12 protein-coding genes are annotated in these 14,542 nt (G+C 69.1%); 6 read left to right on the forward strand and 6 right to left on the reverse strand.

Going from position 1 to position 14,542, the window contains the following annotated elements:
* Window positions 1-45: 45 nt before the first annotated feature.
* Window positions 46-495: a nuclear transport factor 2 family protein gene (locus PO879_RS16135; RefSeq protein WP_278235875.1), complete on the forward strand. Its 450-nt coding sequence runs from the start codon at window positions 46-48 to the stop codon at window positions 493-495.
* Between the two features lie 1,174 nt (window positions 496-1,669).
* Here PO879_RS16135 and dnaB read toward each other — a convergent pair.
* A complete protein-coding gene (gene dnaB / locus PO879_RS16140) occupies window positions 1,670-3,034 on the reverse strand; it encodes a replicative DNA helicase (RefSeq protein ID WP_278235876.1) in 1,365 nt (454 codons plus the stop codon).
* Window positions 3,035-3,330: 296 nt separating this feature from the next.
* On the opposite strand from dnaB, the gene PO879_RS16145 reads away from it, so the two are divergent.
* Window positions 3,331-4,653 (forward strand): MATE family efflux transporter, encoded by a 1,323-nt coding sequence (locus tag PO879_RS16145; protein WP_278235877.1) that lies wholly within the window; start codon window positions 3,331-3,333, stop codon window positions 4,651-4,653.
* A gap of 80 nt (window positions 4,654-4,733) precedes the next feature.
* Here PO879_RS16145 and rplI read toward each other — a convergent pair whose 3' ends face one another.
* From rplI to PO879_RS16170, 5 genes are all read right to left on the reverse strand, one after another.
* Window positions 4,734-5,183, reverse strand: coding sequence for a 50S ribosomal protein L9 (gene rplI, locus PO879_RS16150; protein WP_278235878.1), 450 nt, complete (start codon window positions 5,181-5,183; stop codon window positions 4,734-4,736).
* Between the two features lie 16 nt (window positions 5,184-5,199).
* Complete coding sequence (rpsR, locus tag PO879_RS16155; protein WP_106265817.1) at window positions 5,200-5,436, reverse strand: 30S ribosomal protein S18; 237 nt, start codon at window positions 5,434-5,436, stop codon at window positions 5,200-5,202.
* A 77-nt stretch (window positions 5,437-5,513) separates the two neighbouring features.
* Window positions 5,514-6,050: a single-stranded DNA-binding protein gene (locus PO879_RS16160; RefSeq protein ID WP_278235879.1), complete on the reverse strand. Its 537-nt coding sequence runs from the start codon at window positions 6,048-6,050 to the stop codon at window positions 5,514-5,516.
* Window positions 6,051-6,166: 116 nt separating this feature from the next.
* Window positions 6,167-6,457 carry a 30S ribosomal protein S6 gene (gene rpsF, locus PO879_RS16165; RefSeq protein ID WP_278235880.1) on the reverse strand — a complete coding sequence of 97 codons (291 nt, stop codon included), beginning with the start codon at window positions 6,455-6,457 and terminating at the stop codon, window positions 6,167-6,169.
* A gap of 173 nt (window positions 6,458-6,630) precedes the next feature.
* The gene (locus PO879_RS16170) at window positions 6,631-9,171 is read right to left on the reverse strand and encodes a transglycosylase domain-containing protein (RefSeq protein ID WP_278235881.1); all 2,541 of its coding nucleotides are present in this window, start codon (window positions 9,169-9,171) and stop codon (window positions 6,631-6,633) included.
* A 310-nt stretch (window positions 9,172-9,481) separates the two neighbouring features.
* Here PO879_RS16170 and PO879_RS16175 point away from each other — a divergent pair, with 310 nt between their 5' ends.
* From PO879_RS16175 to PO879_RS16190, 4 genes are all read left to right on the forward strand, one after another.
* Window positions 9,482-10,150 carry a PadR family transcriptional regulator gene (locus tag PO879_RS16175; protein WP_278235882.1) on the forward strand — a complete coding sequence of 223 codons (669 nt, stop codon included), beginning with the start codon at window positions 9,482-9,484 and terminating at the stop codon, window positions 10,148-10,150.
* On the forward strand, window positions 10,147-11,238 hold the full coding sequence (locus PO879_RS16180; RefSeq protein ID WP_278235883.1) for an inositol-3-phosphate synthase: 1,092 nt from the start codon (window positions 10,147-10,149) through the stop codon (window positions 11,236-11,238). Before PO879_RS16175 ends, PO879_RS16180 begins: the two co-directional genes overlap by 4 nt.
* Before the next feature lie 246 nt (window positions 11,239-11,484).
* The gene (locus PO879_RS16185) at window positions 11,485-12,837 is read left to right on the forward strand and encodes an MFS transporter (protein WP_278235884.1); all 1,353 of its coding nucleotides are present in this window, start codon (window positions 11,485-11,487) and stop codon (window positions 12,835-12,837) included.
* Window positions 12,838-12,993: 156 nt separating this feature from the next.
* On the forward strand, window positions 12,994-14,490 hold the full coding sequence (locus PO879_RS16190) for an MDR family MFS transporter (RefSeq protein ID WP_278235885.1): 1,497 nt from the start codon (window positions 12,994-12,996) through the stop codon (window positions 14,488-14,490).
* Window positions 14,491-14,542: the final 52 nt, after the last annotated feature.

A 14,542-nucleotide genomic window follows, 5' to 3' on the forward strand; every position in this document is an offset into this window, starting at 1 on the left:
CCTCCCTCGGTGGTCACCGCCCGCGGCATCGTCCAGCATGGCGGGATGCGTCCGGATGACGACCTCGAGGAACGTCTCGACCGGCTGGAGTCGACCCAGGCTCTCTACCGCGTCGTCGCGGAGTACGCCCACGGAGCGGACAACCGTGACCTCTCCCGCTTCCTGGCGACGTTCCATCCCGACGCCACGTGGGACGTCGGCGTGGCCCGCTTCGTCGGCCACGACCAGATCCGAGCCGCCATCGAGCACCAGTGGGACTCCCAGCCGCAGATGCACCACTGGACCAGCAACACCTCCATCACCCTGACCGGGCGGGACGCGGCCGAGGGCGTCTCCACCGTCGCGGCGTTGACGCGACGGGCCGACGGACGGTGGCTCCTCTCGGCGGGCAGCTACCTGGACTCCTTCGAGCGGCGTGCCGGCAGCTGGGCGATCGCGACGCGCCGTGCCGTCGTGCACTCGAGCGTCCACCTCGCGGCCGAGGAAACAGGGTAAGCAACCGGCTCCAGTACGCCATTCGAGCCATAACACCTACGCCTAAGCCTCGGAGCCGCCCAGGGGATCCTGATCCGGACGACAAACATCGCACGCACGACGGCCTTGCACTGCACTAGTCCCCTGCCAACCAGAATCGGTTGGATCGCGACCAATCAATCGATAGCAGTCGAACCGGTGAACGGCGCCAATTTCGCCCCTGATGCCGACTCGAAAGACGTAAGGACCAAGCTCAGAAAAACCCGCCCGCGCGGCAGCGCGACGCTCATTCCTGGCCGCCTCTTCATTGCGCAGAATCTGCTCGGCTGATACTTTGTTGGCAATATTGCGCTGATGGGCTCGGCGACGATCTTCCGGAGTAACCGGGTTGCAGGTACGGCAGACAACCGAACCGTCTGGAATATAGTCGCGACCGATCCACTCGAGCGGATTGATGGACCGATCAACCTCTGGACACGCAGCCGTGTGCCAGGGCTGACGAGTACCGCCCACCCTGTCGTCACCCAGACGCCGTCGAACGAACTGCCCGAGAACTTCCGGTGCAATAGACCGCGCCTGCGATGCCTGATCGGCGAGAGTCTGATCAAGAAGAATCCTTGCTCGACTGCGCTTGGGCAGACCCTCCAGATTCTCGAGACACCTCGGACACACCGGCATATCCGGAATCCGTGAGCGCTCACGCGGCGCCGTTCGACGACCAGGCATAGTGTCCCCGCATACGGCACGGTACAAATCGTCACGAAGTATATGAACCATACCTGGCCAGCGATAAGTGTACTCGTACTGCGAGTTGAGGGCGATCTCTCGCGCGCGCCTAACTCCTTGGCCGCGCACAACGATCGAGTCATCCTCGGGAGTTCGCAGCGCGGGTAAGCAACGATGCCGCACATAATAACCTTGCAAACCGATCGACTCGTCAAGCATGTCACCAGGAGTCATACCTTTGCCGCGAATCGGATACCACCGCTCCAGTTCCACACCGGTGTCACTTCCGGGATCGCGCCGCTCCGGCTCGAACGCTGCCTTGCGTCCGCTATACATAACCAACAGATGAATGGGCTGCCGGCAGTTGCGGCAGTCTGTCGTCAGCGATCCCTTCAACTAAGAGCCTCCGCATTCATTGTTGACCATAACCCGATAGGGGGTGGCCGCGCCAAAACTCGGCCGTTGTCAGCTATGCTTGCATATCCACGAATCGCGAGTAGTGACCCTGAAATGCCACGGTGATGGTGTCTGTCGGGCCGTTTCGGTGCTTAGCGACGATGAGATCCGCTTCTCCGGCACGCGGCGACTCTTTCTCGTATGCATCTTCTCGGTGCAGAAGTATCACCATGTCAGCGTCCTGCTCAATAGAACCCGATTCACGCAAATCAGACATCTGCGGCTTCTTGTCGCTGCGGGTCTCGGGACCGCGGTTCAGCTGGGACAACGCGATGACCGGGACCTCGATCTCCTTCGCTAACAGCTTGAGCGCCCGCGAGAACTCGGAGACCTCCTGCTGCCGGGACTCGACCTTCTTGCCGGACGTCATGAGCTGCAGGTAGTCGACGATGACCAACTCGAGGTCGTGTTTCTGCTTGAGTCGGCGGCACTTGGCGCGGATCTCGGTGAGCGACATGTTCGGCGAGTCGTCGATGAACAGCGGCGCATCGGACACCTTCCCCATGATCTTGGCGAGCTTCTGCCAGTCGTCGTCACCCATCGAGCCGTTGCGCAACTTCTGCAGGTGCACACGCGCCTCGGCCGACAGCAGACGCATGGTGATCTCGGTACGGCTCATCTCGAGCGAGAAGACAACGGACGTCTTCTGGCTCTTGATGGAAGCCGCCCTCGCAAGATCGAGTGCCAGGGTCGACTTGCCCATGGCCGGCCGCGCGGCTACGACAATCATCTGGCCGGGATGCAGACCATTCGTCAAGCGATCGAGGTCCGCGAAGCCGGTAGGCACACCGACCATGCCTTCGCCGCGATTGCCGGCGGCCTCGATCTCGTCCATCGTGGACCCGATGATCTCCGCCAGCGGCGCGTAATCCTCTGATGCCTTCCGTTCGGTAACGGCGTAGAGTTCGGCCTGAGCATTATTGACGACGGTGTCGACGTCGCCGCCCTCTGTCGCGTACCCAAGCTGGACGATCTTGGTGCCCGCGCTTACCAGCCGTCGCAGCACGGCCCGCTCGTGAACGATGCGCGCGTAGTATCCGGCGTTGGCCGCCGTCGGCACGCCGGCCATGAGGTCGTGGATGTAGGAGGCGCCGCCGACGCGCCCGATCTCGCCCCGCGTCGTCAGCTCGGCGACCACGGTGATGGCGTCGGCTGGCTCGCCACGACCGTAGAGGTCGATGATCGCCTCGTAGATCGTCTCGTGAGTGGGGCGATAGAAGTCGTTGCCGCGGATCTGCTCGACGACGTCGGCGATCGCGTCCTTGGACAGCAGCATGCCGCCGAGCACGCTCATCTCGGCATCGAGATCTTGCGGAGGGGTGCGGTCGAAGGCGGGCGACGACGCTCCGTATCCCGCTTCGAGCTCCTCGATCGACATGCGTCCCCCAGTCCGGTTCTCACCGGAAGACCGCGCCACAGGCGGCGCGTTCACCGGTCGTCAAGGTCTTGTTCTACCGTGCCCCTCCGACACTCGGGTCGACGGTAGGCGCGCCCGTGCACGACTGCAACGGACGCTGTGGACGAACATGTGGACCCCCATGTGGAAGACTGCCCGCAGCCTGTGCACAGGCGGTGGACAACCCTGTGCACAACTGAGGAAATCCCCTGTGTACAAGCCCTCGCGTGCGGCCTGACCTGTGCCGACGCCGTACTCATGCTGTGGAGGAAAACTCGGTGGGTGACATCCGCCGCATCGATCGCGAGATCCTCGCGCTCGCCTGGCCCGCCCTCGGAGCGCTCGTCGCCGAGCCGTTGTTCGTGCTCGTCGACAGCGCCGTCGTCGGCCACCTGGGGACCGCCCAGCTCGCCGGGCTCTCTCTCGCCTCCACCCTCCTGGTCACCCTCGTCGGCCTCTGCGTCTTCCTCGCCTACGCCACCACCGCGGCCGTCGCCCGCCGCCTCGGCGCCGGGCACGACCGCGCCGCGCTCCAGTCCGGCGTCGACGGCATGTGGCTGGCCCTCGGGCTCGGCGTCGTGCTCGCGGCGCTCCTGTGGACGGCCGCCCCGTGGGCCGTGGCGGTCATGGGGGCCTCGGACGACGTCGCCACGCACGCGGTCACCTACCTGCGCTGGTCCGCGCCCGGCCTGCCCGGGATGCTGCTGGTCCTGGCCACGACCGGCGTGCTGCGCGGGCTGCAGGACACCCGCACACCCCTGTGGGTGGCCTCGGGCGGCGCCGTCTTCAACGCTGTCGGCTCGGTCACCCTGGTCTACGGCGTCGGGCTGGGGATCGCGGGGTCGGCCCTGGCGACGACGACGGCGCAGCTGCTGATGGCGGTCGTGCTCGCCGTCGTCGTGGTCACCGGGGCCCGAAGCCGGGGTGCCTCGCTGCGCCCGCACCGTGCGGGGATCTGGGCCAACGCCGTCGCCGGGGCGCCGCTGTTCGTCCGGACCGTGTCCCTGCGCCTGGCGATCCTGCTGACGGTGTGGGTCGCGACGGGACTCGGCGCCGTCGCGCTCGGCGGTCACCAGGTCGTCAACAGCCTGTGGGGACTGGCGGCCTTCGCGCTCGACGCCCTCGCGATCGCGGCCCAGGCGCTCGTCGGGTTCGGGCTCGGCTCCGGGGACACCGCGCGTGTGCGGGCCGTGCTGCGGCGCTGCCTGCAGTGGGGCGTCGGTGCCGGGGCGGTCATCGGCGTCGTCCTCGCGGCGTCGTCCTGGTGGATCGCACCGCTGTTCTCCCCCGACCCCGACGTGCGGGTCGCCATCACGGCCGGGCTCGTCGCGTGCGGGGTGTTCATGCCGATGGCCGGCTGGGTGTTCGTGCTCGACGGCGTCCTCATCGGCGCCGGCGACGGCCGGTTCCTCGCGTGGGCCGGCATGCTCACGCTCGTGGTCTACGTGCCCGTCGCACTGGCGGTCCGTGCCTGGGCGCCGGAGGGAGCGGCCGGACTCGCGTGGCTGTGGGCAGGGTTCGCCGGCGTGTTCATGCTGGCTCGAGCCCTGACGACGGGGTTGCGCGCCCGTGGCGAGCGCTGGATGGTCCTCGGCACCTGACCAGAGCCAGGGAGCCGGGAACGACGACGGCCCCGGCTCCCCCACAGGGGAACCGGGGCCGTCGGACGATCGGACCGGCGTCAGCCGGCGACGACCTCCAGCGCGATCTTCGCCGACACCTCGGGGTGCAGGCGGATCGACACGGTGTGCTCACCGAGCGACTTGATCGGCTGGCCGATCTCGATCTTGCGCTTGTCGACGGACGGGCCGCCGGCCGCCTTCACGGCAGCGGCGATGTCTGCGGTGGTGACCGCACCGAACAGGCGGCCGGACTCGCCGGCGTGCGCCTCCACGGTGTAGGTCCGCGACTGGATCGACTCGGCCGCAGCCTGAGCGTCCTCGCGCGTGGCGATCTCGCGGGCCTTGCGGGCCTTGCGGATCGCGGAGATCTGCGACTCGGCGCCCTTGGTCCACGGCGTGGCCAGCGAACGCGGGACGAGGTAGTTGCGGGCGTACCCGTCCTTCACCTCGACGACGTCGCCGGGCTCACCGAGACCGGTCACCTCGTGAGTCAGGATCAGCTTTGCCATGATCTGGATCCTTTCCTCAGCGGGCCGACGACGAGTACGGCAGCAGGGCCATCTCGCGCGCGTTCTTGACGGCCTTGGCGATCTGGCGCTGCTCCTGCACGCTCACGCCGGTGACGCGACGCGCACGGATCTTGCCGCGGTCGGAGATGAACTTCCGCAGCAGGGCGGTGTCCTTGTAGTCGACCGTCTCGACCTTCGCGGCCTTGAGCGGGTTCGCCTTCTTCTTGGGCTTGCGCACCACAGGCTTGGCCATGGTGAGTGCTCCTTCTCAGGTGTCGACCCCGCCGGCGTGACGCCGGGGGATCAGGTGATCGTGGATGTGGGCGACGATCAGAACGGGGGCTCGTCGGAGAACCCGCCGCCCGAGGACGCCGGGCCAGCCGTGGCCCAGGGGTCGCTCTGCTGTGCGCCGCCGGAGGAACCGAATCCACCGCCACCACCGGGCTGGCCACCGGCGTTGCCGCCGTAGCCGCCACCGAATCCGCCGCCACCGCCGCCGCTGCGCTGTGTGCGGGCGACCTTGGCGGACGCCCACCGCAGCGACGGGCCGATCTCGTCGACCTGCAGCTCGACGACGGTGCGCTTCTCACCCTCGCGGGTCTCGAACGAACGCTGCTGAAGGCGGCCCTGCGCGATGACGCGCATCCCCTTCGTCATCGACTCGGCGACGTTCTCCGCCGCCTCGCGCCAGATGGAGCAACGCAGGAAGAGCGCCTCGCCGTCCTTCCACTCGTTCGCCTGTCGGTCGAACGTGCGCGGCGTCGACGCGATCGTGAAGTTGGCGACGGCTGCACCCGACGGGGTGAAGCGCAGCTCCGGGTCCGCGGTCAGGTTTCCCACGACCGTGATGACGGTCTCACCAGCCATGCCAAGCTCCTTCGTTCGTCCGCGAGATTCGGCTGTCCTCGATGTTCAGTGGCATCCCATCACGGGGCACCGACAGGTGCCCAGCCGGGATACGGGGTGTCTCGGTTCAGCGGGTCTCAGTGAGCGACGGCGCGGAGGGTCTTGGTCCGCAGCACGCCCTCGTTGAGGCCGAGCTGACGGTCCAGCTCCTTCGCGGTGTCCGGCGTCGCGGTGTAGTTCACGACGGCGTAGATGCCCTCGGAGCGCTTGTTGATGTCGTAGGCCATCCGGCGACGACCCCAGATGTCCACGTTGTCGACGCTGCCGCCGTCGGTCGTGATGACCTTGAGCAGCTTGTCCAGCGTCGGGCCCACGGAGCGCTCCTCGACCTCCGGGTCCAGGATCACCATCAGTTCGTACTGACGCATGAGTCAACCCACCTCCTCTGGTCTCAGCGGCCACGGTCGTTCCGTGGCAGGAGGGTTCTTGCGTGCGTCGGCCGTGCCCTGCCGCCCCCGGTGGGGACGACGGCGGTACGGCCAGTCGACCAGGATACCCGCTGCGGGCACCCCGGACGAAGCGCGGTGGCGCGTGGTGTCGGTCACCCGTTTCCGTTGCCGTTGCCGTTGCCCGGCGGGCCGGAGGGCGACGGCGACTGCGTGGGCTCCGACGTCGGCTCCTGCGTGGGCTCCTGCGTCGGCTGCGGCCCGGTCGAGACCACGATCCGCACGGTGGTCCCGGGTTCGACCTCGCTGCCCGCACCGGGCTCGGTGCGGATCACCTGACCACGCGGGATCTCGTTGTTGGGCTCCTGGACCACCTCCGCCCCGAGGCCGACCCGGTTGAGCTGGCTCTCGGCGGAGCCGGCGGGCTGCCCGACGACGTTCGGCACCGCGACCTGCTCCTGCTCCTCGACCGCCCCGGTCGAGACCCAGAGCGTGATCGTCGAGCCGGACTCCACGGCACCGCCCGGGTCGTAGAAGTTCACCACGGTGCCCTTCTCGGCCTCGTTCTCGGTCGCCTGCGTGGCGACGACCAGGCCCATGCCCTCGAGCAGCGCCGTGGCCTCGTTGATGTTCATGCCGATGAGGTCGTCCGGCAGCTCGACCCACTGCGGGGTGGTCTCGCTCGGGGTCGGCGACGGCGAGAACGTCGGCCGGGGCGGCGTGTACGACGGGAACTCCACGACGTCCTTGCCCTCGAGCGCCACCTGCATGAAGTCGGTCCAGGCGTCCGCGGGCCACGTCGAGCCGGTGATCTCGCCGTACGGCTCGAAGTCGTCGATCTGCGCTTTGCCCTTGATGATCCCGGCGTCGAGGTCGACGGTCTCGTACTGCCGGAGGTTGACCACCGTGGCCAGCTGCGGGGTGAAGCCGGCGAACCATGCGGTCTCGTTGTTCTGCGCCGTACCGGTCTTGCCGGCGACGGGTCGGCGCTGGCCGTCGGGGCCGGTCAGCTCGAGCGCGGCCCGTCCGGAGCCCTCCTCGACGACCTGCGTCATGGCGTACGTCGCGGCGTTCATCACGTCCGGCTCGAACCGCTTGTCCGTCGAGGTGTCCGGCTCCCAGCGCAGGGTGCCGTCCATGTGCTCGACCTTCTTGATGACGTGCGGCTGCACGTAGTAGCCCCCGCCCGCGATCGTCGCGTACGCCGAGGCGAGGTCCACGGGGAAGACCGACTCGGTACCGAGCACGTTGGAGTTGTTGGTGCCGAGGGGATTCACCTCTTCGCCCGCGTCGTTCGTCGCACCCTCCTCGATGCCGAGGCGGTGGGCGACCTCCGCGGTCTTGGCGGGGCCGACGTCGATGTTGAGCTCGGCGTAGGCCGTGTTGACCGAGTGCGCGGTCGCCTCGACGAGGTCGATCTGGTCCCCGTAGTCGTAGCCGCCGAAGTTGTTGACGGTCCAGTCCTGGCCGTCGTCGGCCTCGGGGAAGATCTTCGGCGAGTTGCCGTCGAACCGGTCGGTGAGCTGACGTCCCTCCTCGAGAGCCCCGATGAGCGTGAAGGGCTTGAACGTCGAACCGGCCTGCACGACGTCGTCCGTGGCCGTGTTCATCTGCTGCTCGAGGTAGTCCGGCCCCCCGTACAGCGCCCAGATCGCTCCGTCCTCCGGGTTGATCGACACCAGGGACGCCCGGACGTTCTCGTTCGCCCCCTCGGGCATGTTCCGGACGATCTTCGCCGCGTTGCGCTGGAGCTTCGGCTTGATCGTCGTGTGGATCTGCAGACCCCGGGACTCGAGGTCCTCCTTCGTGAACTCCCCGCTGGCGAGGAGCTCCTTGCGGACCGCCTCCATGATGTAGCCCTTCTGGCCACCGAGGCTGTTGCCGCTGGCGTTCTTCTCCACGAACTCGGGGAACTCCGCCGAGTCGGCCTCGGCCTGGGTGATGTACCCCTGGGCGGCCATGCGGTTCAAGCTGCGCTCCCACCGCGCGGTCGCGATGTCGAGGTTCTCCGACGGGTCGTAGCGCACGGGCGCCGGGATGATCCCCGACAGCATCGCCGACTCCGAGAAGGTGAGGTCCGCGGCGTCCTTGTCGAAGTACGCCTGGGCGGCTGCCTGCACGCCGTAGGCGCCGCGCCCGAAGTAGATCGTGTTGAGGTAGCGCTCCAGCACCAGCTCCTTGGGCTGCTCCCGCGTGATCTTCAGCGAGATGATCGCCTCGCGGGCCTTGCCGGCGATGTCGGTCGTCTGTCCCAGGTAGTAGCGCTCGACGTACTGCTGGGTCAGGGTGGAGCCGCCCTGCCGGGAGTCCGTGGTGAGGTTCGTCCACATCGCCCGTGCCAGACCCATGACGTCGACGCCCGGGTCCTCCCAGAACGAGGCGTTCTCGCTCGCCACGACGGCGTCGCCGACGTGCGAGGGCAGGTCCTCGTAGGCCACGATCTCGCGCTTGACGGTCGAGAACGTCCCGATCTCCTTGCCGTTGGCGTAGTAGACCGTCGTGGCCTGGTGGTCGACGTCGTCGAGGTTCTCCGGGATCGCGGTGGAGGTCCACGCGGCGAAGAACACCCCGGCGCCGAGGGCGGCGAACGTGAGCGCCGCGCCGAGGACGATGCGCCACGACGGCAGCCACCGCTGCACGAGGCCCTTGCCCCGGCGCGGATAGTTCCAGAAGCGACGGTTGCGTGTGCTCGCCACGTCCACCCTTTCGATGTCCGATGTCCTCGTCCCTGTTCCGCCCCCTGCGGACACGAGAAACCCCACCGCACACTAGGGGATACGCCGCACGGCACGGGCAGAAAGGCGCGCGACGCAACGGTTTGTGCGCCGGTCGTCCCCAGAGCCCTGCCCCGTGCTCCACGAGCCCTTCACATTCCGCCGGCCCAGCGCGGACGACGTGACGCGCAACGCACCGATTGCCCGGTTCTCGCGCACGTCCTATCCTTGTGATGTATCGACTCGATACAACGTCATGAGAGGTGCCGTCGGCACGGGAGGGAGAACACGGGTGCGTAGTCGCTCGAACGTTCTCGAGACGGCCGTCCTGGGCCTGCTCAGCTCCGCCCCGCTGCACGGCTACGAGCTGCGCAAGAGGCTCAACCTGCTCCTGGGCTCGTTCCGCGCCTTCTCCTACGGCAGCCTCTACCCGGCCCTGAAGTCCCTGGTCGGGCGCGGGCTGATCGAGACGGTCGACCCCGACCCGGCCGCGGCTCGTCCCGCCGCGACCGGCACGACGGGACGACCGTCGTCGGGCAGCAAGCCGCTCACGGGGCGACGGGGCCGGATCGTCTACCGCCTCACGCCCGAGGGCAAGGAACACCTCCAGACCACTCTCGCCTCCTCCGGCCCCTCGGCCTGGGAGGACGAGAGCTTCGACGTCCGGTTCGCGTTGTTCGCGCAGACGGACGCCGAGACCCGCCTCCGCATCCTCGAGGGCCGGCGCACCCGGCTGACCGAGCGCCTGGAGGCGGTCCGGGAGTCCGCAGCCCGGACCCGCGAGCGGCTCGACGAGTACACTCTCGAGTTGCAGCGGCACGGACTGGAGCAGGTCGAGCGCGAGGTGCGCTGGCTCGACGGGCTCATCACGACCGAGCGCGACCGCGTCAGCGGCCGCGACCGCGACCACGACGCCGGGGCGCACCACGCCCCGGCCCCGAGAAACAAGGAGCGAGGATGACCTCCGTCCGCGTTGCCATCGTCGGTGTCGGAAACTGTGCATCGTCCCTGGTCCAGGGTGTGCACTACTACCGCGACGCCGACCCGGCCGACACCGTCCCGGGTCTCATGCACGTGCAGTTCGGCGACTACCACGTGAGCGACCTCGAGTTCGTGGCGGCGTTCGACGTCGACGCGAAGAAGGTCGGCTTCGACCTGGCCGAGGCGATCATCGCCTCGGAGAACAACACGATCAAGATCGCGGACGTGCCGCCCACGGGCGTCATGGTCCAGCGCGGCCCGACCCTCGACGGCCTCGGCGACTACTACGCCGCGACCATCGACGAGGCGGCCGACGAGCCGGTCGACGTCGTGCAGGCGCTCAAGGACGCGAACGTCGACGTCCTCGTCTCCTACCTGCCGGTGGGCTCCGAGGAGGCCGACAAGTTCTACGCGCAGTGCGCCATCGACGCGGGCGTGGCCTTCGTCAACGCCCTGCCGGTCTTCATCGCCTCGGACCCCGAGTGGGCGAAGAAGTTCGAGGACGCCGGTGTGCCGATCGTCGGCGACGACATCAAGTCCCAGGTCGGTGCGACCATCACGCACCGCGTGCTCGCGAAGCTCTTCGAGCAGCGCGGCGTCATCCTGGACCGCACGTACCAGCTGAACGTCGGCGGCAACATGGACTTCAAGAACATGCTGCAGCGCGACCGTCTCGAGTCGAAGAAGGTCTCCAAGACCCAGGCCGTGACCTCCAACCTGGAGGGCCCGCTGTCCGGGAAGAAGGACGACCGCAACGTCCACATCGGCCCGTCGGACTACGTCGCCTGGCTCGACGACCGCAAGTGGGCCTACGTGCGCCTCGAGGGCCGCGCGTTCGGCGAGGCGCCGCTGAACATGGAGTACAAGCTCGAGGTCTGGGACTCCCCCAACTCGGCCGGCATCATCATCGACGCCATCCGCGCGGCGAAGATCGCCAAGGACCGCGGCATCGGCGGCCCGATCCTGTCGGCGTCGACCTACTTCATGAAGTCCCCGCCGGTCCAGATGGAGGACACGCAGGGCCGTGCCCAGCTCGAGGCCTTCATCACCGGCGACGTGGAGCGCTGACCTGACCAGCCCCGCGAGGTAGGCAACTTCTCGCCGAGATAGCCAACTCCCCCACCAGGTAGGCAGACTGACCGTCACGGGCGCGGGTTGCCGCGGGTCGTCGGACCGGTCGGTCTGCCTCCCTCGGCGGGATCGTGCCTACCTGGGCGGAGAGTTGCCTACCTCGGTTGGATCTTGCCTACCTGGGCAGAAGGTTGCCTACCTCGGCCGGATCGGGCCTACCTCGGGACAAGGACGGGAACAGCGGTGGGAGCACTGGGCGAGACCTGGCACGACCTAGGTGCCCTGTTGCGCCTGCAGGGGTTCCGCCGGCTGTTCGCGGTCCGGCTCGTCTCCCAGGCCGGCGACGGCATGTTCCAGGTCGGGCTCGCCTCCCTGCTGTTCTTCTCCCCCGAGCGGGCCGGGACGGCCGTCGGCGTCGCGAGCGCCTTCGCGGTGATGCTCGCGCCGTTCACGATCGTCGGCCCGTTCGCCGGCGTCTTCCTCGACCGGTGGCGACGCCGTCAGGTGCTCGCCTACGGCAACGCCCTGCGGCTGCTCATCACCGGCGCGATGGCGGCGATCATGCTGACCGTCGGACTCGGCGGCAGCGGCGACGTGTGGGTGATCGTCCTGGGCCTGCTCGCCCTGAGCGTCAACCGGTTCCTCCTCGCCGCCCTCAGCGCGGGCCTCCCCCGCGTCGTGGCGGGCCCCTACCTGCTCACGGCGAACTCCCTGACCCCGACCCTCGGCGCGGGCGCCGTGTTCCTCGGCGGCGGCATCGGTCTGGTCCTGGGCCTCGGCATCCCGCCCGGCCGGATCCACGACGCCGCCGCGCTGGTGTGCGCCGCCGTCGTCTTCGGCGTCGCCGGGCTGCTCGCGCTGCGGCTGGGACGCGACCAGCTCGGTCCGGAGCACCCCACCCGCGGCCACCTCGCCGCCGAGCTCGCCGCCGTCGCGCGCGGTCTGGTCGACGGTGCCCGCTACCTCACGGCCCGCCGGACCCCGGGTCAGGCGCTGCTGGTCATGGGCGCCCACCGGTTCCTGTACGGCGTGGTCTTCATCGCGGCGATCCTCATCTCCCGCAACCTGCTGGCCGACCCGGGCGACACCACGGCCGGCCTGGCCAACTTCGCCCTCGTGCTGGCCGCGACGGCGGTCGGCGGGGCGGCCGCCGTCGTCGTCACCCCGGTGTTCTCCCGGCTCACCGGTCCGCAGGGCTGGATCGTGTGCATGCTGCTGCTCGCCGCGGCCTCCCAGCTCCTGCTGGCCACGACGCCGTCGCGCACGATCATCTTCCTCGGGGCCGGGCTGCTCGGCCTCGCCGCGCAGAGCGCCAAGATCGCCGTCGACACGATCGTGCAGCGCGACACCCACGACGACTTCCGCGGCCGCGCGTTCGCGTTCTTCGACGTGCTGTACAACGCCGCGTTCGTCGGTGCGGCGCTGCTCGCCGCGTGGGCCGTGCCCGACGACGGCTGGTCGCGCGGCCTGTTCGTCGCCCTCGCGTTGGCCTACGTGGCTGTCGCGGCGGTGCTCGGCCTCACGGGTGCCCGGCACCCGGCCCCCGTGCACCTCTCGGGAGATCCGGCCCGGGTCGACCGCCCGGTCGACCGCTGAACCGGCCACCGGACCGACCGATGAGTTCCGGGGAGAAAACAAGTCGCCCCGGGCGAAGGAATATCGCAGGCTGGTAGCACCTTGAGTTGACGGGTCAGTCCGTGCGCAGCGCCGCCCGCGGTCGACGACAATCGATGCGAACCACCGGGAGGGGTCATGTCCGCACGCACCACCGAGGCGCCGCCCGGCGGAGCGTCCCACGACGACGTCTCCGCCCGCGACACCGACAAGCTGTCGCGCGAGCACCTCGGCGTCATCGCGCTGCTGATGGTGTCGGCGTTCATCGTCATCCTCAACGAGACGACGATGGGCGTGGCGCTGCCCGCCGTCATGGACGAGTTCGACATCGAGGCGTCGGCCGGGCAGTGGCTGACCACCGCCTTCCTGCTGACCATGGCCGTCGTCATCCCCACCACGGGGTGGCTGCTGCAGCGGGTCGGCACCCGGAACGCGTTCGTCCTGGGCATGTCGCTGTTCACCCTGGGCACCCTGCTGGCCGGTCTGGCCCCGGTCTTCGGGCTGCTCGTGGCCGCCCGGGTGGTGCAGGCCTCCGGCACGGCCGTCATGCTGCCCCTGCTCATGACCACGGTCATGACGATCGTGCCCCCGCACCACCGCGGTCGCGTCATGGGCAACGTGTCGCTGGTCATCGCCGTCGCCCCCGCGCTCGGACCGACCATGTCCGGCGCGGTGGTCAATGCCCTCGGCTGGCGCGAGGTCTTCTGGGTCATGCTGCCGATCGCGCTGCTCGGCCTCGGCATCGGCCTGTTCCTGGTCCGTGACGTCGCCGAGCGGTCCCGGAAGCACCTCGACGCCCTGTCCGTCGTCCTGGCGGGTCTCGCCTTCGGCGGGCTGGTCTACGGCCTCTCGGCGCTGGGCGAGGCCGCGCGGCACGCCCCGCCGGTCTCCCCCGCCGTCCCGATCGTCGGCGGCCTGGCCTTCCTCGGACTGTTCGTGTGGCGCCAGCTGCGTCTGCAGCGCACCGACGACGCCCTGCTCGACCTGCGCGTCTTCCGCGCCCCCGGGTTCCCCGCCGGTCTGAGCGTGCTCGTGGTCGCCATGATCGCGATGTTCGGCATGATCATCGGCCTGCCGCTGGTGCTGCAGGAGGCCATCGGGCTCGCGCCGCTGGCCAGCGGCCTGGTGATGCTGCCCGGCGGTCTGCTCATGGGTCTGCTCGGCCCGGTCGTGGGCCGGTTGTACGACCGCGTCGGGCCGCGCCCGCTCGTGCTGCCCGGGGTGTCCGCCGTCGGGATCGCGATGGTCCTGTTCGCGACGCTGACGCCGTCCTCGCCGATCTGGTGGGTGATGGCGGGCCACATCGTGCTCAGCCTGGGCCTGGCCTGCGTGTTCACGCCGACCCTCACCTCGGCGCTCGGTGGTCTGCCCCCGCGGCTGTACTCGCACGGGTCGGCGACGATCACCACGCTGCAGCAGCTCGCCGGGGCGGCCGGCACCGCGATGTTCGTCGCGCTGCTCACGCTCCGTTCCGTCGCCCTGCTCGACGACGGCGCCACCGAGGCGGTCGCGACGGCCGGCGGCGCACGGCTCTCCTTCGGGGTGGCCGCCGTGGTGATGATCGGTGCGGTGCTGCTGGCCACGCGGCTGCGCAAGGCGGAGGCGACGACCTCGGAGACGCCCGCCGCGCACTGAGGACGGCGAGGGTCGACCATGGGTGACACGCGTCCCACCGCGCCCTGCCAGA

Source organism: Isoptericola sp. AK164 (assembly GCF_029643425.1).
Classification (GTDB): domain Bacteria; phylum Actinomycetota; class Actinomycetes; order Actinomycetales; family Cellulomonadaceae; genus Isoptericola; species Isoptericola haloaureus.

What these genes read in the sequence shown, in the direction of transcription:
- PO879_RS16135 (WP_278235875.1), top strand. Translation starts at nt 46, where the DNA reads ATGCGTCCGGATGACGACCTCGAGGAACGTCTCGACCGGCTGGAGTCG.
- dnaB (WP_278235876.1), bottom strand. Translation starts at nt 3,034, where the DNA reads ATGTCGATCGAGGAGCTCGAAGCGGGATACGGAGCGTCGTCGCCCGCC.
- rplI (WP_278235878.1), bottom strand. Translation starts at nt 5,183, where the DNA reads ATGGCAAAGCTGATCCTGACTCACGAGGTGACCGGTCTCGGTGAGCCC.
- rpsR (WP_106265817.1), bottom strand. Translation starts at nt 5,436, where the DNA reads ATGGCCAAGCCTGTGGTGCGCAAGCCCAAGAAGAAGGCGAACCCGCTC.
- PO879_RS16160 (WP_278235879.1), bottom strand. Translation starts at nt 6,050, where the DNA reads ATGGCTGGTGAGACCGTCATCACGGTCGTGGGAAACCTGACCGCGGAC.
- rpsF (WP_278235880.1), bottom strand. Translation starts at nt 6,457, where the DNA reads ATGCGTCAGTACGAACTGATGGTGATCCTGGACCCGGAGGTCGAGGAG.
- PO879_RS16180 (WP_278235883.1), top strand. Translation starts at nt 10,147, where the DNA reads ATGACCTCCGTCCGCGTTGCCATCGTCGGTGTCGGAAACTGTGCATCG.
- PO879_RS16190 (WP_278235885.1), top strand. Translation starts at nt 12,994, where the DNA reads ATGTCCGCACGCACCACCGAGGCGCCGCCCGGCGGAGCGTCCCACGAC.